This window comes from Hymenobacter metallilatus, assembly GCF_003944705.1.
GTDB classification, from domain to species: domain Bacteria; phylum Bacteroidota; class Bacteroidia; order Cytophagales; family Hymenobacteraceae; genus Hymenobacter; species Hymenobacter metallilatus.
Genome location: NZ_RWIS01000024.1, coordinates 16,624 through 37,855, shown reverse-complemented (window position 1 = coordinate 37,855; position 21,232 = coordinate 16,624). Strand labels below are relative to the sequence as shown.

Annotated in this window: 15 protein-coding genes and 1 pseudogene; 6 read left to right on the top strand and 10 right to left on the bottom strand. The window is 54.5% G+C overall.

Features of this window, described 5'->3' with window-relative positions; all coding sequences use genetic code 11:
- Positions 1–103 precede the first annotated feature (103 nt).
- Together EI290_RS22090 and EI290_RS22085 are read right to left on the bottom strand one after the other, a co-directional pair.
- On the bottom strand, positions 104–2,074 hold the full coding sequence (locus EI290_RS22090; protein ID WP_125433816.1) for a S8 family peptidase: 1,971 nt from the start codon (positions 2,072–2,074) through the stop codon (positions 104–106).
- A 10-nt stretch (positions 2,075–2,084) separates the two neighbouring features.
- Entirely contained in the window at positions 2,085–3,182 is a 1,098-nt protein-coding gene (locus EI290_RS22085; protein ID WP_125433815.1) for an AAA family ATPase, read from the bottom strand.
- 389 nt (positions 3,183–3,571) lie between these two features.
- On the opposite strand from EI290_RS22085, the gene EI290_RS22080 reads away from it, so the two are divergent.
- Positions 3,572–4,693 carry a S1 family peptidase gene (locus EI290_RS22080; RefSeq protein WP_125433814.1) on the top strand — a complete coding sequence of 374 codons (1,122 nt, stop codon included), beginning with the start codon at positions 3,572–3,574 and terminating at the stop codon, positions 4,691–4,693.
- 240 nt (positions 4,694–4,933) lie between these two features.
- Here the strand turns inward: EI290_RS22080 and EI290_RS22075 are convergent, their stop codons facing one another.
- Positions 4,934–5,557 carry a recombinase family protein gene (locus EI290_RS22075; protein WP_125433813.1) on the bottom strand — a complete coding sequence of 208 codons (624 nt, stop codon included), beginning with the start codon at positions 5,555–5,557 and terminating at the stop codon, positions 4,934–4,936.
- 607 nt (positions 5,558–6,164) lie between these two features.
- Between EI290_RS22075 and EI290_RS22070 the strand changes: the two genes are divergently transcribed.
- The 3 genes from EI290_RS22070 to EI290_RS22060 all read left to right on the top strand — a co-directional run bounded on the left by EI290_RS22070 (position 6,165) and on the right by EI290_RS22060 (position 11,040).
- Positions 6,165–8,339 carry a CHAT domain-containing protein gene (locus EI290_RS22070; protein ID WP_125433812.1) on the top strand — a complete coding sequence of 725 codons (2,175 nt, stop codon included), beginning with the start codon at positions 6,165–6,167 and terminating at the stop codon, positions 8,337–8,339.
- Positions 8,340–8,640: 301 nt separating this feature from the next.
- On the top strand, positions 8,641–9,975 hold the full coding sequence (locus tag EI290_RS22065; RefSeq protein ID WP_185817119.1) for a competence protein CoiA family protein: 1,335 nt from the start codon (positions 8,641–8,643) through the stop codon (positions 9,973–9,975).
- Between the two features lie 69 nt (positions 9,976–10,044).
- Positions 10,045–11,040, top strand: a complete 996-nt coding sequence (locus EI290_RS22060; protein ID WP_125433810.1) for a TniQ family protein — start codon at positions 10,045–10,047, stop codon at positions 11,038–11,040.
- 6 nt (positions 11,041–11,046) lie between these two features.
- Here the strand turns inward: EI290_RS22060 and EI290_RS22055 are convergent, their stop codons facing one another.
- The 7 genes and pseudogenes from EI290_RS22055 to EI290_RS22025 all read right to left on the bottom strand — a co-directional run bounded on the left by EI290_RS22055 (position 11,047) and on the right by EI290_RS22025 (position 19,410).
- Positions 11,047–12,861 (bottom strand): hypothetical protein, encoded by a 1,815-nt coding sequence (locus EI290_RS22055; protein ID WP_125433809.1) that lies wholly within the window; start codon positions 12,859–12,861, stop codon positions 11,047–11,049.
- A 148-nt stretch (positions 12,862–13,009) separates the two neighbouring features.
- Positions 13,010–13,735 (bottom strand): annotated as a pseudogene (locus tag EI290_RS22050) (magnesium chelatase domain-containing protein); the annotation flags it as partial.
- Between the two features lie 175 nt (positions 13,736–13,910).
- Positions 13,911–14,498, bottom strand: coding sequence for a D-sedoheptulose 7-phosphate isomerase (gene lpcA / locus EI290_RS22045; protein WP_125433808.1), 588 nt, complete (start codon positions 14,496–14,498; stop codon positions 13,911–13,913).
- A 12-nt stretch (positions 14,499–14,510) separates the two neighbouring features.
- The gene (locus EI290_RS22040) at positions 14,511–14,954 is read right to left on the bottom strand and encodes a hypothetical protein (protein ID WP_125433807.1); all 444 of its coding nucleotides are present in this window, start codon (positions 14,952–14,954) and stop codon (positions 14,511–14,513) included.
- Between the two features lie 143 nt (positions 14,955–15,097).
- Positions 15,098–16,942: an ABC transporter ATP-binding protein gene (locus tag EI290_RS22035; protein WP_125433806.1), complete on the bottom strand. Its 1,845-nt coding sequence runs from the start codon at positions 16,940–16,942 to the stop codon at positions 15,098–15,100.
- 202 nt (positions 16,943–17,144) lie between these two features.
- Complete coding sequence (locus tag EI290_RS22030) at positions 17,145–17,501, bottom strand: ADP-ribosylation/crystallin J1 (protein WP_125433805.1); 357 nt, start codon at positions 17,499–17,501, stop codon at positions 17,145–17,147.
- A 10-nt stretch (positions 17,502–17,511) separates the two neighbouring features.
- On the bottom strand, positions 17,512–19,410 hold the full coding sequence (locus EI290_RS22025) for a hypothetical protein (protein WP_125433804.1): 1,899 nt from the start codon (positions 19,408–19,410) through the stop codon (positions 17,512–17,514).
- Between the two features lie 10 nt (positions 19,411–19,420).
- Between EI290_RS22025 and EI290_RS22020 the strand changes: the two genes are divergently transcribed.
- Together EI290_RS22020 and upp are read left to right on the top strand one after the other, a co-directional pair.
- Positions 19,421–20,464 (top strand): GNAT family N-acetyltransferase, encoded by a 1,044-nt coding sequence (locus EI290_RS22020; RefSeq protein WP_125433803.1) that lies wholly within the window; start codon positions 19,421–19,423, stop codon positions 20,462–20,464.
- Complete coding sequence (gene upp / locus EI290_RS22015) at positions 20,452–21,156, top strand: uracil phosphoribosyltransferase (protein ID WP_125433802.1); 705 nt, start codon at positions 20,452–20,454, stop codon at positions 21,154–21,156. Before EI290_RS22020 ends, upp begins: the two co-directional genes overlap by 13 nt.
- Positions 21,157–21,232: the final 76 nt, after the last annotated feature.

The following is a 21,232-nucleotide window of genomic DNA, read 5'->3' as shown; positions in this document are numbered from 1 at the left end:
CGCCTGGCAGTCTGCGGACCCGCCGCCGGAATGCGGGCTGGAGCGATAACTACCTGACCCAACTACTAACCCGCGCCCGCCAAAACGACCGTGCAACTGCTCCTTAGATTTGATGCGTAAGCCCTGCGTTCTCCTTTTGGTAGGGATTCAGCGGCCGCTTCCGTTTGGAGGTGGACGGGATAATCCGGTCGTACGTGCCCAAGGCAACTTTAAGGTCCGACTGGCAATACTCTACGCCCTGCGTACCGTCCAATCGTGTGGCGCCTACCATGGTTAGAATAACCTCGCCGTAGTAGTGCCCGTTGTCGATCAATTCTTCTGGAAACGGAAAGTCCCACATTTCCAGATAACCACCCTTGATCAGCTTGTCGCGCAGAATAATGGTGATCTCGTGCTGATTAGTATACAGAATCTGCTCCACGCTCCCAGGGCGGCCATATCCGAGCTCTTTAAGACGGACAATTGGGTCAAGGGCTAACCCGGCTGGATAACTGGCTGAGTGCACCACTAACGTTTTGAGCAACAACGGGTCGAAGCCGTCTGCCATGCGTTGATTGAGCCCGCCCAATAGAGCCGTAATACGAGGCGTGGAAAAGCTAGTACCAGATAGCTGGATAATGCCGCCAGCCAGGGAAAAGGCATTTACCCCCGTGTACGAGGCCTTTTGCCCGTTGCGCGGAGCGCCGGAATTGCCTCCATAATGGGCAATGTCGGGCTTGGCTAAATTGTTTGGACCAAAGCCGGAGCGCGAAAAGGGGGATGGCCAGTCTGCGTCAACGTCATCGTCCGGGCCGCGGTCGTGCGCCATGCTCGCTACTACCAGGCTCCGAACCGAGTCTGCCGCACGGGCAATGCGGGCTTTGGGCATGAACTGCTCGAAGTTTCGGCAGTTGCCTGCCGACTTGCTGATCAGGACCTGATATCGGTCCTGAATAGCGTCGAGCGCTTTACCGAAATCAGAAAAGTCTTGCTCAGGGCAGGAGATGTCACCGCCTCCCGAAAGATTCCAGATTTTAACGTCAGGAAACCGTGATACGGCCTCTTGGATTCGTTTGATTAGCTCGCCCTCTGTCAGCGCCTTGCCGCGTCGAGGAAAAACGGTGGCGTCAAGCAACTTGTAAGCGCCGTGACCTACCCACTGCTTGCCCTGCAGTTCGTCGCCGTACAGCACAATGCTCGCCACTCCAGTGCCGTGAGCCCGATCCAGATCTTCGGGGGCTACGGCCACGTAGCTGCGCGGATCTAGCCATTCCCGCAAATGGTCAATGGGCTCAATACCGGAATCCAGTATGCCGATGGTAGGGTACTCCTGACCAGTTACGGGCACTTTGACGGAAATTGCTGCCGCCGCATCTGCTTCATCCAACCCAACTCCATAGACTGGCGCGGGCGTAATGGAGAGTAGCGCCTCAAAGTCTTGCACCACCTGTAGGGCATCCACACTAGTCGGTTGCAGTTCGTATATGGTCAGTTCGACTGTGTACTTGATCTTTGAAAAAGTAACCTGTTGCTGACGCAGGGTCGCCTCAAATGAGGCTTCGATTTGCTCATCCAAGTGGCGTTCCTGAAAGTGAATAAGCTTTACTTTCAGCACCGTTCCGGTTAAGTCTTGTGGCAGCTCGATGATTGGCTCAAAAGGAGCCAATTCATTGATAGCCGACATACCGACCTGAAATTCCTGCGGTTGCGCGACATTGCGCGTAATGAATTCCAGGTGCTGAGCTGAATCAACCCGTACCAGAAGTTCGGACGGCTGCACAGAACCAATAAAGTTGTATTCGGACTTGTTCCGGTTGAACAATTCGCCAACGGCTGCCCGGGGAGTTTTCGCAAGGGCCTGCGAACGCAGGGCTACCTTCATGACCGCTGGAATAAACGCTTTGTCCGCAGGGCGATTGGCAAAACCCGTCGCTGTTTCGGCCAAGGCTTGCTGAAACAGCTCGCTCTTAGCCGCTAGCTCTGCCGGACCTTCCACCCACTTAGGCAACTGCTTGTTGCCCATGCCTTCGGTGGCGCGCTGGTCATACTGGCCACGCTTGTAGAAAATCTTAATGGGTAAGTTCTGGTCCGGCATAGCAAATGAATTAAGCAGTATGAGTCAGATAATTACGAACCTGGCGCAGCGAAATATCGCAGATCTCCGCGATAAGTTTTTGGTTCACGTCATAGGTACTCAAGAACTTAATCAGTTCCTTAAAAGAGGTACTATTGTGGTTCTTGAAATGGTAATACTGGAGCAGCACATCGGCGTAAGTAACCTTTGGCCGCTTGGCCATGATGTTGTGGGCAATGGTGTTCTGGCAAATCGACTTGATGTCGGCGGCGCTGCTGCCAGCCATCAGTTGCACGATGTTGTCCCATTTCCGGGCGTCCTGAGTGAAATCCACGTAGCCGCGGCTAAGGTACAGCGCGAGTAACTGTCGAATTTCTTCCATGTCGGGTTTGCCGACCTCTACAATGGTGTTGAAACGCCGCCAGATGGCCTTGTCCAGCAAGTCCTGGTGGTTAGTGGCAGCAATCAAAATGCCCGATTTCACAAACTCATCCATGTTCTGCAGCAGGCTGTTTACCACACGCTTCAACTCACCTAACTCGTGCTGGTCGTCACGGGCCTTGGCGATGGCGTCAAACTCGTCGAGAAAGAGAATACAGGGCTGGCGGTTGGCGAAATCACAGATTTGCCGGATGTTTTTAGACGTATTGCCCAGTAGGGAAGACACTAGCGAATCAAGCCGTGCTACCACTAATGGCAAGTCCAGGCGTTGCGCGATATAATGGGCCAATGTCGTCTTGCCGCACCCAGGAGGGCCATAGAGCAGCAGTGAAGACGTAAGGGTAATGCCGGCGGCTTGTAATTCATTGCGGTGCGCCAAACGCCCAATAAACACATCGAGCTTGCTCTTCAGGGTGTCCGAGAAAATGAAAGGGATTTCGGCCTGCGCGCCCGGCATGATAAAATCGGCAATGCTCAGACGCGTCTCTTGATCAACGGGAGGCGTGATTACCTGGTCTAGGTAAACAAGCGGGCTGCGCTTGTTTTCGAGCAAGCGCATGATACGATCGGCAGACTTGCTGTCGCCATCCTTGGCGTAATTCTGCGCCAGCAACTTAGCGTAGCTAGCTACTTTTTGGGGGTCCTTGGAAAGGCCACCTTCTATGATCTTAAGCAGTTCCGCGTACATCGGGGCCTAGTAAACACTATGTGAGTAATTGTGTACGCAAATAACCGGAAATCGTTTGTTATTTCCTAATATGCGTGTTCAAGAACTCTGTTTTCGTAACCATTATGGTTAAAAGCGTGTTCATAAAAATGATTTTCGTGCATAACAGAATGGGTGCAAACGACTATGTAGATCCGCACGTTGGTGTCTTAGCCTGTTACATGGGCTGCACGGATAACTGGCTTACTACCTACAATCCAGAGTTCTCCCTACTGCTCTAGCACTGGTCGGCACCCTTGCACGCTTAGATCATATTGGAAGCAGGTAGCTGTAGATGAAAACAGAGCTGTCGCTGCGCTTGAATCCTATCCCTAACTTGCGGAAGTCAGGTCCCACCATGGCTCATTATTATGAAACCAAAATCCTACGAGTACTTCTTCAGCAGTCCGAATCGCTTACTTATATTTCACGCGGTCGTCAATTATGCTACCGCTGAGGTAACCGATCCATCCCGTTTTGATCGCATCAAGGCGATTGCGGCGGCAGGCCTTAGCCAGGAGCGGTTTAAGAATAAACGCTCCTTTCAGTACCCAAACTTCCCGTCCAAAGATCTATTTTATCAGTACTTCTTCAACGAGAAACCGGATGGTTTTGATGGTGGATTGTCCGGAACCGTGGTCGACGCTGCATTCGATCTTCTGGTAGAGAAGTTTATCCTGACGGAGGATTTCACTCCCTTGGTATATGGACCAGTTCAGGACCAAGAGTACGTGTTTAACCGGGACTACACGCAAAACTTGCACCATCACGGCTTGTTGCTGAATGCGTTGCTCGGATTCCGCTATGTCGTTGATCGGTACAAAAACTCTGTCGTTAAGATTGAGGTGAAGAATGCCAACGGTGATTTCGGAATCGGCACCGGATGGTACATCGACATGAACAACTCAGATAATACGCTAGGATGCCGGTTGGTCGTGACGAACGATCATGTCTTGGCTAATGCAACGAGCTTTCGGATCCTAACCAAGGACGATGAACTCATTCCTCACCACGAAGTGGAACGGTTTCAAAACAGGCTAGGCGTTGACATTGCTATTGTGCGCGTTGAGGCGCAGGCAGACGTACCGGACTTTACCTTGGGGGCGCAACCAGGTATCCTAGATGAGATCATCACCATCGGGTACCCTGCCATTCCGCGTACTCGCGATGCGTACCAAGTGGTGCACCGTGGCGAAGTGAATTCCGTGGTGCAGGAGTATTCAGGGCAAAACCTGTTAGTAATTTCTGCCCGTACCTCACCAGGGCACAGCGGGAGCCCTGTGCTGGACGAACTGGGCACCGTCGTGGGCATAATTACGGAACTGCTCTACGAGAAAGCGGCTTTCTACGAACAAGGCATTTCGCCCTACTTTGCTTGCATACCCGCCAGCATTGTTCTGGAAACAATCCACCCAAACCGCTCTACGCTTACCCGGACTTATTTAGATTGGCCGCTCGCTGAACAAACAAATTCAGGGGTTCCGCTGGAGTAGTTATACAGAGCAACGTTAAGGAGAATGATCAGAGAAATACAGCAGTACTGGGAAGCCTTCAGCGAATTATATAAAGGCAGCGGTTAGTATATATTGGGCTTATGGCGTTGTCTGAAGTAGAGCGCCGAATCTGTTTAAACTTCGGGAAATAATACATCGCCCCTTGTCGCCACATTGCCTTTGCCTATCAATAAGGCTATTGATTCAAATTTTCTGTTCCTTCTTGCCTTTTAACTCACTTCACAAGGGCTTGTTGGTTGACTTATTGGGAAGCGCAGGTATCTTTTCATTGATCTGGCAGCCGGCAAAGCGCAGGATTTTGTAGAGGGTGCGGCGGGAGCCAATCTGAAAGTAGGTCATGAGCTGGCGGGTGGACTGTTGGCCGGCTTCGTAGAGTTCCTTGACAGCGGGCGCGATTTTCTGGTAACGCGGGGCCAGGCCCGGGGGCCGGCCGCCCTGCCGGCCCCGGGCGCGGGCGGCTTGCAGGCCGGCGTGGGTGCGCTGTACCAGCACGTTGCGCTCGTGTTCGGCTAAGGCGCAGAAAATCTGGAATACGAGCTGCCCGCTGGGCGAAGTGGTGTTGATGGGGTCCTGCAGCGAAATCAGGTGCAGCTGGCGGCGGCTCAGGTCCTCGACCACCTCAATCAGATGCTTGGTGGAGCGGCCCAGCCGGTCAAGCCGCCAGACGACAATGGTATCGCCAGGACGGGCGTATGCCATTAGCTGCTCCCAGCTGGGCTTGTGGGCCTGCACCCCCGAGACAGTATCGGTAAAGACCTGTTCGCAGCCGGCCTGGCGCAGGGCGTCAAGTTGAAGGTCCAGCACTTGTTCGCTGGTGCTGACGCGGGCGTAGCCGAGTTTCATTAAAAGTGAGGGGTAACGGTACCAGAAAGAAGCAAAATACGAATTTACGGTACCTTGATTGCGGAAACCAGTTTCGGGTACCGACTTTTCTTGTTCTATGGTACCAATTTCGGGCAAGGGAGGGTGGTACCGGAAAAGGGACGTTTTTTGCTACTAAGCTTGGTTGAAGGTTAAGTGAAGCTGCCAGTCTGCACTAAGTACATACACTTCCAGTATACGATGGGGTAATTGCCAGCACGAAGCCCAAACTGTGGGTGGCTGGCCAGTTCGTGACGGAACCTCAGGGCGACAATTTATTCGGCGAAGCGACCACAGTAACCGTTGACAAGACCACTTCCTGTAGACGTCAGGCTCACCGAAGCCGGGCCGGCAGCGATTACCGGCCAGCGCATATATCGTAAGCGTTGACTGCCTGCACATACGCTGCCAGCGGTAGAAATAGTAGTACACAACCAGCCAAGGTGGGAACTGCAGTACAGGGGCGCGTTATTAGCACCGCAAGCGGTATATGTACAGTAGCGTGTCAAACAACTAGTACAAGCACACGCGTCGATGCCCTTGCTCTGGCAGCCGCCGCATATAAACACTGTTTTCTCCCCTTCCTCGCATGAAAATAAAAGAAGCATTTCCTACTATTTACACGAGCCGATATGATTCAAGTGCAGAAGCGGAAAACTTATGGCTGCGAGAGTACATACAATCAGAAAGTGAGACATTTTATTTTATATCCCTTTTGTTAAGCGTAGAATGCGATACCGCTGCTCAACAACCTATTGCTATTTTTCGAAAGCATATTCAACTTATTTTTGATGGGCTCACCGCCGCAAAGAATAGCCCGGAAACTGTACTGCCTCACCTTGGATTAGAACTGCTTATTTTACTGCACGGAGCTAATGTTGCCCCAATACTTAATCAGCTCGGTGCATTACCTGAAAACTTTGATACTTTTACCCAATCGCTTTATGGGAAAAAGTTTGATTTAGGGGAAGAGTATTCAATTAACACTGAATTATTATGGCGATTTATGTCGCCTCAATATCAGCAAGCTTACCCGGTGATTGATATTTCACAAATCATCGCCCGTTGGTTAGGGGCTCTATATTATTATTCAAAGGCTTTTGGTGGATTGCTAGCGGAGTGTGCAGAATTTGCGCCTGGTGCCATTAGACTTTTAGATATAGAAGGAGCTACCACACAGGTAAATGCGCAGTTAGCAACGCAACTTCACGGCTGGGCTACAAGTCAAGGGCAGCCCATTTTAGCGGCGAAAATGTTCGAATTGATCGAAATATTGTATGCCGACCTGACGTGGGATGAACACCCTGAATGTAAATTGCATCTGGGTGTACAACTTGTTTTGACGCTTCAAGACCGCACATTGCGCAAGCGCCTATATGATTTAATAATTAATCGGCCCGGGTTGCATCTGGTGGCAAAAATGCAAATGACTTGCCAAGTGAATACCAGCTATCCCGAGATACAAGCGAATTTTGCAAAAATTCTTACTGCAGTTAGAAACTATAGCTCAGATGTTGAAACGCGAGTAGTCGAGCCTGTGGAAGCTGCATACGCAAAGTCACGGATCTTCAATACATTGGAGAAATTGGTTGGCGAACTTTGCCGAAAAGGAGCTTCTACTCAATTGGCAATTCTACTTAATGCTTTTTATCATCCGGGGGCACAACAAGAGTTGCCAGACGGCATGCTATTTATAATTCCAAACGCTGAGGAGGGGGTGATCTATTGCGCTCAAGGGCGTACCATAATACATAGGCAGGATACGCAAATGGAAATTCCTAAGCTGGTAGATATCATGAACTTGGCATTAAGTCAATTGCATTCACTCAGGGGGCATGTAGATCAAGTTATACCTGTGCCAACTAAAGGGGTAGGACGCCCTATGTATGAGTACGGTGAGGAGTTTGAACAGACTGTAAGCGCCTATTACAACCTAAATAGTATTAAGTCTTTCGATCTAGATTTGTTAACTGCTCTATGTGCTTTCAATTTTAACCATTTGCCATTGCAGGCACTTATGATTAAAGAATTAGGAATGACCCTTCCTATCTACGTAAGTCTGCAACCCAAAGCACCAACAGGTCGTGTTCGCAGCGTATTGTTGTGGCAAGGTAATAGCATGACCTCTGAATTGGAGATCGATGTATTGGCTTATTTATTTCAACGATCCGGTGCTGCTTTGACTATCCTGCGCGAGGGAGAGTCCACAAAGCAAGACTTTATGGATGCCTACCAATCTAATGAGTATGATGTAGTATGGATTTCCTCGCACGGAGAGTTAGGTAATTACGAGCCTGACACATCTCATTTTTATCTGTCGGGGTCAGAAACTGTTAACCTAACAGAAATAGCTGCTGTGCATGTTGAGAGAGAAATGCGCCGACTATTCTTTCTAAATATTTGCGAAGGAGGGGCCAATGCTCAGATTGGCGATTTTCGGAATGTAGGGTTCGGCCATGTACTAAGTACGCCAAACCAAGATGTATTATCGCATCTGTGGATGACTGACCCTTGGGTAGCACTAGTCTTCGGTGTATTGATAGCTGTTAAATTGAGCGAGGGTTCCGACTCTTATTTTGAGGCGTACACATTCGCAACTAAAAGCTTGTTGGAAGGGCGTGATTATATCATTGCTCAGTTGAGCACGTTGGACGGTGAAAATATGCATAGTGCAATAGCAGCTCTTGTCGAACGGCTGACGTATAATTCTTCGATGGTAAACATGAATATTCTCAGGTGGGGTAGTGGGGTGTACTACATGTAACCCTGGGCCTACGTTATAAACCTAACCGAAGATTTGATAGCAGAAGGGGTGCGACGAGACCCTATGTACAACATGGTAGGAGAACTCAATCGATTAAATCTCCCTCATTAGGGTGGGGGAAGGGCTGTTATCTTATTGGAAGTTAGTATGTTTATAACAGTCCCAATGTTACGTATTAATATGCTCCGTTGAGATGCCAACAGTTCAATGTGATCATGCACTGGATGAAGACGGGGAAGAAATTCCGATTCAGCGCGCGGTAAGTCGAGGCATCTATCGGTGTATTTCCTGCGGCTTTCCTATGGTAGCCAAATTAGGAAAGTGGAATGAAAAACACTTTGCCCACAAGCCTACGGAAGGAGAACGTCCCTGTGCATACGGTAGTGAAACCTACCGGCATGCCAAGGCCAAGCAACTATTATTGGCCCGCCTGCGCGTCAAGGTGCCAGCCGTTTACGCTTCTATACCGGAAGGCTATACCGGTAAGGTGCCCCGGTTAGCGGAGGCGCAGGAAGTCGTGGCCGCCTCCGCTGTGGCTGAGCAGACAATTTACGTTGATGAGGAAGGAGAAATTGGGTTTGAGGACCGCCGTCTTTATCCTGATTTCGATGATCATCAGGGCCAACGGGTATTGCTGGCCCGGCCCGATGTCATCTTCTTTGATGACACCGGCAAACGCATCCTGCTAATCGAGATATACGCCGAGCACCGCTGCACTCCCGAAAAGATTGCCAAGCTTCGGGCATATGGTATTGATACCATTGAGATTCACATTCCCCGGCATTGTGACCCAGCCGGTATCGAACGGCTATTTACGATCACCTCTAATACCTTTTGGCTTTACAATGGCCTACAAGCTACCTTCCACTTTACGCCATCTGGTACCGACTTACTTGTGGACGGAAGTATCCCGGCTACTGAACTCGAAGAACGCCTTTCTGGAAGGGCGGAAACGCTCAAGTGCCGGCTTAACCGAGTTAACGCTGCAGTACTCGCAGTTAGAAGAGTGCTGGGAAGAGCTGACGTGGCAGCAGAAAACGAAGCATATCGAATCGCTGAGGCAACGGGCCAGGACTATACGAGAGGATTTGAACAGAGACGAAACGAGCGTGATACTCGACTTGGAGAGGCCATACATGCAAGAATGCAGGAGCATCGAGCAGGACTTGAAGAGCGCCAGCGAAAGAGTATCGAGGCTGAGAAAGCAGTGCGGGCAAGACAGCGCGAGCTTAGAGAAAGGAGAAGCCGACTGGAAAGAAGAATTCAGCAAAAGGAAGCGCAACTTAGCCGCGTGGTGGACTACTTCAAGGCACGACTCGAAAGCGTTACAGGCAAGGTTCGATCGTACAACGAAGATCTTGAAAGCCGAATTAGAGCAGTTAAACACACAATTAGGGCAACTCAGGAACGGCATACTACCTTCGAGCGATCCCAGCTTGACAAGCAGGAGAGAGAGCTTGAACAAGAAGAGGCAGAGCTTGCAGCTGAGGAGGCAAGCCTTGCAAGATCGGAAGAAACAACTGGCCGAGGTTACCGAAAACGAGTATCAGACCTCGCAGATACTGAGCAAAAAACAGTCGTATTTGAAAGCTACTATCAAGATCTGCAAGGAATTAAAAGCAGAACTGGTCACTAACGGGCGGCTGTCTGCTGAGCAGTACCCAGACATACCTATGCCTTTACTCTAGTTCGCTAGCCAAACGGTATGTCGTTCGATTCCGGTGATCGCTGGCCTGCATTCGTACTTCCCAAAGAAGACGAACTGCTCTCCAGCTGGCTACTCAGAAATATCCACGCGCACCACATGAAGGCGCATTCGTTCTGTAAGATCGTGTGGCCTTCCTTGGCTTTCTGGAACCGAGACCTGGATCGAATGGCTCATCCGCAGGTCTGGCAATTGATGGCTCGTAAAGTAGGCATAAGCGCGGCTCGTAGTTATCAAACAACCTTGGCCTCCTACGAAGGGCTACTATTTAAGCGGGCGTTTTTTAAGGGCGCGGCTTCTTGGATCCTTCCTCTGGGAATCTATCACCGGACTTACACGCATTACGGGATGCAGTTTTGCCCGTCGTGTTTGCGCAGAGATGGTATAACCCCATATTACCGGCGGTGGTGGCGCCTAGCACTAGCTGTCGGCTGTCCAAAATGCGGTTGCTGGCTGCTAGATGCATGTCCGTTCTGCGAACGGCCAGTCATGTTTCATCGCGGCGAGATCGGCCGCAAAAACGAGCTGGCAGCTTACCCCTTGAGCTGCTGTACTAGCTGTTACACCGATTTGGCTGACTTGCAGTCAGAACAGCTCCCCGCGCAGCTATTAAGCCATCAGCAGCAATGGTATCAACGTCTAGCGGTTTCGACGGAGGGGCAAGGCCAGTATGAATACTTTGATGTTTTGCACCAAGTGTTGATGCTGTTGAGCAGTAAGCGACCCAGCTTGCAACGTTTCCAGCGTGCGGTGGCTGAGAATGCCGGCGTGGCTTTCTACCAACCCAGTGGAGGATTTGAGAATCGAATAGAGGCGCTTCGAGTCGATGATCGACGCCGCATCGTTGGACAAGCTGTTTGGCTGCTGGACGAGTGGCCGTTTCGGTTGCAGGAGGTCATTCGAAGCACCAATACCCGTTTGTCTGCCATTCTGAGCGAGCGGCACCACCTACCAGCTGCGTTCGTTGCCGAGATGCTAAGTGTGCAGACGGGCTGAAAAACCCTACATCTCCTTCAGATACCCAACTACGCGGGCGGCCAACTGCGCAGGGGTATCGTGTGCACCATGATGAATGGCCTGCTTGGCGACATCGAGTTCGGCTAATTTTTCGTGTTTCCACGCTCTCTTCCAGATACCTTTATGTGCAGCTAATTGGGTAAGTAATTCAGTCAGCAAAACCTCCAGATTATAGGACGGCGTGTTAGGTTTGAGCAAGAGGCGGCTGAAGTTTTCAGTTTTTCTAGCTTCGCATTCGATTAGATAGAACTTCGTTGCTCCATAAACCAATTGTAAAACCACCACTCGGCGCCTCCGTTTGTCGGTGACGTCTTTCTCTCTGGGCGAGTGAAACGGCAGCCAGCGGCTTATGAGTGGCGATGTTGAAACCGAAGGGTATGGAAAGTCGAGATAGTTGGCAAAGGAATAATTCCCTCCTGTCGAGTTGCCTGCTTTGCTGTAATCGATATAGGAACAGGCAATGGTCAAAGCACGTAACTGTTCCGTAAGCAGATGAAATTGAGCATAAGTCACACCAGTGCCTGTTTCTTTCCGCTCGTTATCATCAATCTCCGTGGTAAGTGGTCCTACTACGTCCCCTACGGATCCTGCATTTCCATCTGAAACGGTATAGCTAGGTAGCTGCACGTACCAATGTGGAGTAGAGCCCACGGTAGTAGTCAATTGTTGCTCCTTCGCTATACGCGTGGCTGGAGGCGCTTGCAAAAATTTCTTCTCGGCAGGCGTCAGCATCGCTAGGTCACCAGTTGCAAACTCCGAACTGGCAGCAGCAGTGGAACTGATGCTTGCGCCCTCAGCCGGTGGACTTGCTTCGCGTATCGCGCCTTCAGGCGCTTGGACTACCTGCAGTGGGTCGGGCGTCTTGCTCGCGTCGTTCTCCCGGTAATAGTGTAGGTGTCGATAGGGCAATTTTGCACTACAACTGACGATTGTATAAACCATGAACGCCCAGCTTTTGGGGTCAGTTAGCGTTTTAATCCACTTGCCGGTCACGTGTAGCTTGGTCTGGCCTGTGAAAGGCAAGCCTGCTTCTAGATAGCTCTGTCGATGATTGATGAGATTCTGCTGGATGCGCTTGCCTAACTCTGTGGTTACCTGGTGAGCGGTCTGGTCACCAGCGAGGCGGCCGACGAAATGCGCATCTGAATCCCGAAGATGACCACGCATCCTGATATAGAGTTCTTGGGTCACCGGGTCATAGCGAGTAGCCTCACGCAAGTAGACCTGCTCATACGGTATGCCGTTGGATAGCACTTGTTTCAAGAGGTTCGCAGAACCACAGTAGTAGAAGCGCAAGATCTCGGCCGGAGGTAGAATGAGCAGGTCGATGCGTTCGCCGTTCCGAATCGTAAAGTCCTGGCTCTCCAGCACACAGCAGAGAGAAGACAATAGAGAACCGTTGGGATGTCTGTAGGGAGGGAAGCGACTAATAGGGTCAATCCTTTGGGACAGGGCGTGTAGAGTAATATTATATCCTTGCTGTGAATCGGCTATAGAAACAGCCATTGTCGTATCAGGGTGGCGGCCTGTAGCAGGAGAAAAAACAAGCCGTTTCTGGTGCCAGATGCTTCCGATTTCCATAAGCGGAAGAAACGCATGACCAACCTGCACCGTGCGATGTTGGCCAGTGTAGTTAGTAGCATTATAAGGTTTAAGACCCCTGACCACACCAACGTCTTTTATCTCAGCCAAGTCAACAGTAAAACGATACTCGTTTTCTTCAAGGGTGACTAGATAGACCCACATGACCATCCAGTATTCTCGCCCCTCAGGAAACTCTGGTACAATATGAGGATACATAACTATGCAGGAGTGGATAACAGCCTGAGTAAGATCATCTCCAACAACAGTATCGGGTACTGTTGCTAGTGGTGCTGATTGTCAAGAGGTTTCTCTAATAACAATAGATTCTCATCTTCTTGTGTGAATTATCATTTTCTATTGTATTTGACAGTTCCGGCAAAATGCTGGGCAGACGTTTGGCCAGCATGGTTTTGCCCGCGCCCGGCGGCCCAATCATAATAACGTTGTGGCCCCCGGCCGCCGCAATTTCCAGGGCCCGCTTGATGTTCTCCTGGCCCTGCACGTCAGCAAAATCGGCGGCGTACTGGTTGGCCGTGTGCTGGAAAACGTCCCGGGTATCAATTACCACCGGCTCGATGTCCTGGCGGCCCTCCAGGAAGTCCACGGCCTCCTGCATGGTGCCCACCGGAATGATGTCGAGGTTGTTGACAATGGCCGCTTCCTGGGCGTTTTCACGGGGCAGGATAAAGCCCTTGAAGCCTTCCTTGCGGGCCTGAATGGCAATAGGGAGCACGCCCCGCACTGGCCGCAACTCCCCATCCAGGGCCAGCTCCCCCATAATGATATACTCGCTCAGCCGCTCGGTGGTTAGCTGCTGGGAAGCGTGCAGAATACCCACCGCAATGGGCAAATCGTAGGCTGAACCCTCCTTGCGAATATCAGCCGGGGCCATATTCACCACCACCTTCGTGCGCGGCATCCGGTACCCCCGAAACTTCAGCGCCGCCTCTACCCGCTGCTGACTTTCCTTGATGGCGTTATCGGGCAGGCCCACCACAAAAAAACCAGTGCCCTGCGACACAACTACTTCAATAGTAATTGTATAAGCATTAACCCCTTGCACGGCCGAGCCGAAGGTTTTGGTAAGCATGGATCAGTAAAGCAAATGATAGAAGGAACGAGGATGCTGGAAGATACGGAGCCAGCCAAAACAAACCGTCATCCTGAGCGGAGCGAAGGACCTTCTCACAGTAGAACGACTATCGTTGTCACGACTCGTTCTACTGTGAGAAGGTCCTTCGCTCTGCTCAGGATGACAAACTGTGTCAACCTACCAGCTGCTCAATAAGCATAATCATAATGTGAATGGCCTTGATGTGGATTTCCTGAATCCGGTCGGCGTAGCCGGCGTGCGGGGCCCGTATTTCCACAGTGCTGAGGCCTGCCAGCTGGCCCCCGTCTTTCCCGGTGAGGCTTACCACCTGCATACCGGCGGCGCGGGCCGCTTCGGCGGCTCGCAGCACGTTGGGCGAGTTGCCGCTGGTGCTGATGGCCAACAGCACGTCGCCGGGGCGGCCCAGAGCCTCCACGTAGCGGCTGAACACGGAGTCGTAGCCGAAGTCGTTGGCCACGCAGCTCATGTGCGAGGCTTCGGTGAGGGCAATGGCTGCCAGGGCGCGGCGGTTCTGGCGGTAGCGGCCGGTCAGCTCCTCGGCAAAGTGCTGGGCGTCGCAGAGGGAGCCGCCGTTGCCGCAGGTCAGTACTTTGCCGCCGGCATCGAGGCTGCGGGCAATCAGGCGGGCGGCCTGCTCAATGGCTTGCAGATTGGCGGGGTCCTGCACAAACCGCGTCAGCACGGCCTGGGCTTCAAGCAGCTCGGCTTCAATTAAGCCGGTAAGCGAAAGTTGGGTCACGGAAAGCGGAAATTACGCCGGGTAATTGGGGTTGCGCGGCGGAATGAGGGAGTTGGGTTGGTCGATGGGAGCATTGGGCAGGGACGGGTCCGACTCGGGGAATACCGGCGCGTGGGGCTCGGGGTAGGTGGTTACGCCGGTGCGGGGCACCACGGGCGGCCGCTCGGCGGTGCGCTGCTGCTCCAGCTGATGGTCGTAGAGGCGGGCTTTCAGCTCGTTAATCTTGCCTTCGCGGGCGGCCACGTCCCGGCGCAGCAGCACGCTGTCCAGGTTTTCCGTAATTAGCTGTAACCCCAGCAGCACCACGGCCGCCACGAATAACCCGAAGTACAGGCTTTCAGGGGCCCCGGCCATGCTGGCAAAGCTGCTCTGCACCGATGGTATCAGCAACACCAGCAGGGCCAGCACCAGAAATACCATCACCAGGATGGTTACCAATCGTTTAAGAGCAAGCATAGGACGTAAAGCGGTTGTGGTGGAGAAGAGGGGAAAATTCAGCCCGTCATACGCAGGCGGCCGCTGAACGGACTAAATATAGCGCTTTAGCAGTGCTAAGCCGCTGTTCTACTATTCTCCTCCGAAAAGTACAGCCCTCGGCGTCAGGCCAGGGCCGCGTTGGTGGTCTGCATCATGTTCAGGCGCTGGTAGAGGCCGCCCTGGCGCAGCAGCTCCTCGTGGGTGCCCCGCTCCACAATACGGCCGTGCTGGAGCACCACAATCTCGTCGGCGTGCTGCACGGTGCTCAGGCGGTGGGCAATGACAAGGCTGGTGCGGTTCTGCATGAGGCGCGTGAGGGCTTCCTGCACCAGCTTTTCGCTCTCGGTGTCCAGGGCCGAAGTGGCCTCATCCAGAATCAGGATGGGCGGGTTGCGCAGAATGGCGCGGGCAATACTCAGGCGCTGCCGCTGCCCCCCGCTAAGGCGGCTGCCCCGGTCGCCAATCAGGGTCTGGTAGCCCTCGGGGGCGGCCACAATGAAGTCGTGGGCGTTGGCAATGCGGGCGGCCTCCATCACCTCGGCTTCGGTGGCCTCGGTGTTGAAGCGGATATTATTGAAAATGGTGTCGTTGAACAGGATGCTTTCCTGCGTGACGATGCCCATCTGGTCGCGCACGGAGTGGATGGTGCAGTCGCGCACGTCGTGACCGTCGATGAGGAGCTGGCCGCCGGTGGGGTCGTAGAAGCGGGGGAGCAGATCGGCTAGGGTGCTTTTGCCGCCGCCGCTGGGGCCCACCAGGGCCACGGTTTTGCCCTTGGGAATGGTCAGGTTGATATCCTGGAGTACGGGCACGTTACCGTAGCTGAATTGCAGGTCGCGCAGCTCAATCTGGTGCTCGAAAGCGGGCAGCAGCTTGGCGTCGGGCTTGTCGCGCACCAGCGGCTCGGTGTCGATGATGCTCAACACCCGCTCCCCAGCCACCAGCCCCCGCTGAATGTTGCCAAACGACGACGATAGTGCTTTAGCCGGCGTGAGCACCTGCGAGAATATTACTACATAGCCAAGGAATGTCTGGCCAGTAAGTGTAGGGTTGACTCCTAAAACCAGTGTACCGCCGAAATATAATAACCCAACAACAACAGCTACGCCCGCAACTTCTGAGAAGGGCGACGCTAAGTCACGGGTGTTATCAATGTTGCGCGAAGCCTGCGCGTACTGTGCGTTTTGAGCTTCAAATTTCCCCTTGACGTATTCCTGCGCATTAAAGGCTTTGATGACGCGAATACCGCCCAATGTCTCATCAATTACCGAAAGCATGGTACCCAGGGTACTCTGGCTCTGCTTCGCCTGTGTACGCAGACGTTTGGCAACACTGGCAATCAGTCCTCCAGAAATAGGTAGCAGAATCAGTGCAAATAGGGTTAGCGGTACTGAGATGTAGAACAACATGGAGAAGTACACTACAATCTTGAGCGGCTCTTGAATAACGGCAGTCAAAGTATTGACCACAGAGGTTTCCACTTCCTGCACATCCGAAGTAAAGCGTGACATCAGGTCGCCCTTCCGCTCTGCTCCGAAGAATCCTAGCTGGAGCCTGATAATGCGGTGATATAAATCATGGCGCAGATTTTTGATTACCCGAGCCCGGACGACAGCCAGAATTCGCAGACTCAAATAGCGAAATAGATTGCTCAGCAAAACGGATACTACAACCACAGCACACACGAATGTGAGCGTACCCATCTCGCCGTACGTATCTAATACCTGGGCAAAAAAGTAGTTGAAGGTATCTTTTGCCCAATCAATACTTACATGAAATTCGGGTAGCTGGCTAGGTGCCTCTGAGGCCACTTTATCAGACTTTTCAAAAAGAACAGAGAGGAGTGGAATAACAAGCGTAAAGTTGATAAGGCCGAATACCGTAGCTAGTACAGTATATAGCAAGTACTGTGGCAGAAATGAGGCCCAGGGCCGGGCGTATTGCAGAATGCGGAGGTAGGTCTTCATCGGAACGGGCAAAGGTACGGCATCGGGTTGGTAGCGTACTGTCTGCTGCTTAAAAGCACACGCCACGCCTTATTACCGGTACGCAGACGCAACAAGCGGCCGAATACTGCAGTATTCGGCCGCTTGTTGTGAGGGTACTTCGGCGGTGCTGTATTACACTGCGCACATAGCCGCCATTGGGCAGGGGTGGGCGGCGGTGCTGTTAGCTTTCAAAAATGCCGACTACTTCTATCTGACCCACAATGTGGCGGTTAAATTCCGGCAGCTCAGCGGCTGGCACCCACAGCTCGTTGTGCTCCGGGCCGCCCACGTTCTGCACCGGAAACTGGTCGGCGTAATCAGCATCCACGGCGAAGCGCAGCACGTAGCCCACCCCGTAGTACGGCACGTTCCAGTCGCGGGCAATCTGGGCGGCGTACTGCTCATTAAGCACAGGGTAAAAGAACGGTTGCTCCGGCAGGCGCGGCGGAAACGCCACCCAGCCCGTAGCGGCAATCAAGTCTAGCTCCGCCTGGTTGACGGGCCGGTAGAGCAGCGTGGTAGCCGATTCGTGGCGCATGGAGCGGCGGTTAAAACTCGTGCAGGCGTTGGGCAATGTTCCAGCGCAGTCCTACCGAGGCCAGCACGCCGCCGTCGGCCGTGAAGTTAGGCGGAGGCGTACGGCCATCTTCATAAGTGCGGTGGCGGTAGATGAGCTTGCCATCCAGCCAAAGGTTGTGCGCCGCCTGCCAGGAGCCCGTCAGGTCGCCGTGGAGCAGGTAGGAGCTGATACCGTTGCCCACGAAGAAGCCGTACTCCCGCACCTGCCCGCTGGCGTCGCGGGGGCGGTTGTCGTAGGGCAGCAGCACGTTGGAGCCGTAGTTCTGCCCGGCCGGGTCCAGGCCCTGGCGCACCAGAAAGCCCTTTGCTACCATGTGCAGGCGGGGCAGGGGCTGGAAGCTGGCAATGCCAATCAACTCCCACAGGTTGGCCCCCATTGGGTGAGCCAGGGGCTGAGCGGCGTTTTGGTAGCTCCGGAATTTATCGAGGGCCTGGTACGTGTAGGGCCGCACGAAATTGAACTCGCCCTGCAGGTCGAAGTTGCGGATGCCGGCCACGTTGATGTATTTGGCCCCCAGCTGCACGGCCTGCTTGTTGGCCCACCAGCCGTTGCCGCCCCGCACCTGGCTCAGCACAAACTCATCCAGCACCAGCTGCCCGTACAGCTGCACCCGTTTCCAGAGGTTCCATTTGAAATCCAGGCCCAGCAAAGCGTTGCCATCCTGGGAGCCGGTGCTTTGCTCAATGGTGCGGTAGAAGATAACCGGGTTGAGGTACTGAATATCGAAGGTATTGCGGCGCTGCACCCGCACCTGCCCGTTGCTGATAACCGAATCCCGCCGCGACGAGGCCGTGAGTACGCTCTCGAACACGCCAATGTTCAGATTGGGCAGCACATCCAGACTCAGGTGATGCAGGGCCAGAAACTTCCGGTCGTAGGAGGCATCCAGGTCGCTGGGGTCGGCTATGAGCTGGGCAAACAGGTTCTGGTACTGAAACTTCCAGATGCGCGTCTGCACCTTCAGAAATAGGTAGGGCGAGGAGTAATCCGACAGAATCAGGCTGCGGTAACCGTTGCCAATCTGGTTCCGGTCGTGACCCAGCTGCAGGCTCACATGGCGGCCGGCTGCGTAGGTCAGGTAGCCCCGCGCCGACAGGAAATCGTACTGCCCGCCGGTAGTTTTAAATGGCTTCCAGAATCCCTCGTGCGGCACGGCCCGGTCGCGCTCCACCCGCTCCTGCACGTACAGCGGCACGGCCATCTGGTTGTCGGCCAGGAAGGCGTAAAAGCCCAGCCGCCGGTCAATGGTGCCTTCCACCTGCACCCCGCGGGTGTTCAGGAAGGCGTAGCTTTTGGCCCCGTCGGAGTTACCCAGACTCAGGCCCAGCACCGGATTCACGCGCAGCGAAAACTCGGGCTGCTCTACGCTGTACAGGTCGGAGGGCCGTTGGTAGAAGTATTTCAGCAGGGGCGTCGGGCGCACGTTCACGGCCGAGTCCAAGCGGGCATCGTGCCAGTTGTCGCGCAGCAGGTAGCGGATGTTGAACCGGTCCTGGCGGGAGAGGCCGGCTGCCGAGTCCTGCAGCATCCGCTCGGCCAGCCGGGCCACGGCGGCGCGGGTGTAGGGCCGCACGGAAGTATGCGGGTCGCCCAGGGAGTCGGGCCCGTGCAGAATCACGTACCGGTCAATCAGCCGGTACACGTCGGCATCGAGGGGCACGTAGGTGGTGCCCATCGTGGTTTTGCCCGAAACGCCCGGCTGGGCCCGCTGAGCTGCGGGGTTGACCGGGGTGGCCGGCTTGAGCGGCTGGTCGTAGGTTAGCCAGTTGCCCTGCCCATCGGTGGGGCGGGTGGGCGTATCCTGAGCAGCGGCGGGCGTGGCCAGCACACTCAGCAAACCCAATACGTATAGGTAGGAATTTCTCATAAGCAGAGCCATGTACGCCAAAGCCGGCGTGCCGGTGGGCAAACCTACGGAGTTTGTGGAAGGATTAGCTGAACCTGCTAACGACGGAAAGCCCCCGGCAGTACCTTTGGGTATGCCCATTCGCCTGTTACGCCACTCCAAGCTCGACTTTGCTGCCTGGGATGCCTGCATCAATTCGGCCCCGCAGGTGGTGCCCTACGCCGCGTCGTGGTGGCTGCGGGCCACGGCCGGGCAGTGGGATGCGCTGGTGGAAACCGATGAGCATACTGGCCGCTACCGGGCCGTGTGGCCGTTGCCAGTGAAGCGGCGGCCCGGAGGGCGGGAGGTATATCAGCCGCCATTCACGCAGCAGCTCGGCATCATTGGGGCAGGAAATGATATCAGGGTCTGGTTGGAAGAATATGCGGCTTGCAGGGCATACAGCCGCTTCTATACCCAACTTAGCACCGACAACGGCCTGCCGCCCGCCCGGCCACCCATGGCCGTGCACCTCCGTCAGACCTACCACTTGTCCCTGGCCGGGCCTTACGAAACCATCCGGGCCGGCTACTGCGCCGACTACCGCCGCCGCCTGCGCCTGAGCGAAACGGACACCCAGCCGCCGGTGTTAAGTGCCGTTTCGGATGCGGAGCCGTTGCTGGCCCTGTTCCGGCAAACCCAGGGCCCCGCCGCCGGCCTGAAAAAGCGCCACTATGCCCGGCTGCGCCGCCTGGTAGCCGCTCTACAGGCCCGGCAGCTGCTGGAGCTGCACGAGGTGCGCGCCACCCCGGGCGGCCCGTTGCTGGCCGGGGCCCTGTTTGTGCGCTACCGTTCCCGGCTGATTTATTTGTTTGCCGCCGCTTCCGTAGAAGGTAAAAAGGCCGCTGCTCCGTTATTGCTAGTGGATGCGGCCATTCGGCGCCACGCCGGCACGCCGGGGCTGGTACTCGATTTTGAGGGCGGCATGATACCGTCAATTGCCCGTTTTTTCGCCAATTTCGGGGCCGTGCCCGTTCCTTACGCGGCCCTATCCTTCACCCAACAACGCCCCTGGTACCTCCAATGGATGCGCTGACGCCCTCTTCTGCCGAATTATCCGCCGCGGCTGCCGCGGCCGCCAACCCTCGCGTGCACGTTGTGTGCGCCGAGCCGTCCGTTGCCAACCACTTCCTGGCCGAGCTGCGCGACGTAACCGTGCAGCAGGATTCCCTGCGCTTCCGCCGTAACCTGCAGCGTCTGGGCGAAATCATTGCCTACCAAATCAGCTCCCAGCTCAGCTACACCGACCAGACTGTGCGCACGCCCCTGGGCGAGTCGAGCGGCAAGCTGCTCCACGATTTTCCGGTGTTGGCTACCGTGCTGCGGGCCGGCCTGCCTTTCCACCAGGGCTTCCTCAACTATTTCGACCAGTCGCCCTCGGCGTTTGCCGCCGCCTACCGCATCGAGGGCACGGCCCAGGTGCAGGTGCAAGTCGATTACCTCTCGGCCCCCAGCCTCGATGAGCGGGTGCTAATTCTGGCCGACCCCATGCTGGCTTCGGGTAAAAGCCTGGTACAAACCTACCGGGCCATGCTGCGCTTCGGCACACCCCGGCAGGTGCACATTGCGGCCGTCATTGCCAGCCCCCAGGGCGTGGAATACGTGACCCGCGAAGTGCCGGAGGCTACGCTTTGGGTAGCCGCCATTGATGAGGGTCTCAACGAGCAGGCCTACATCGTGCCCGGCCTCGGCGACGCCGGCGACCTATCGTACGGCAGCAAGCTGTAAGAACGTGTACCCCAGAACGTGTACTCCGAAGCTGGGCTCCGGCTCGCGTGTGAAGGTAACTACCCACAGGCGCGGG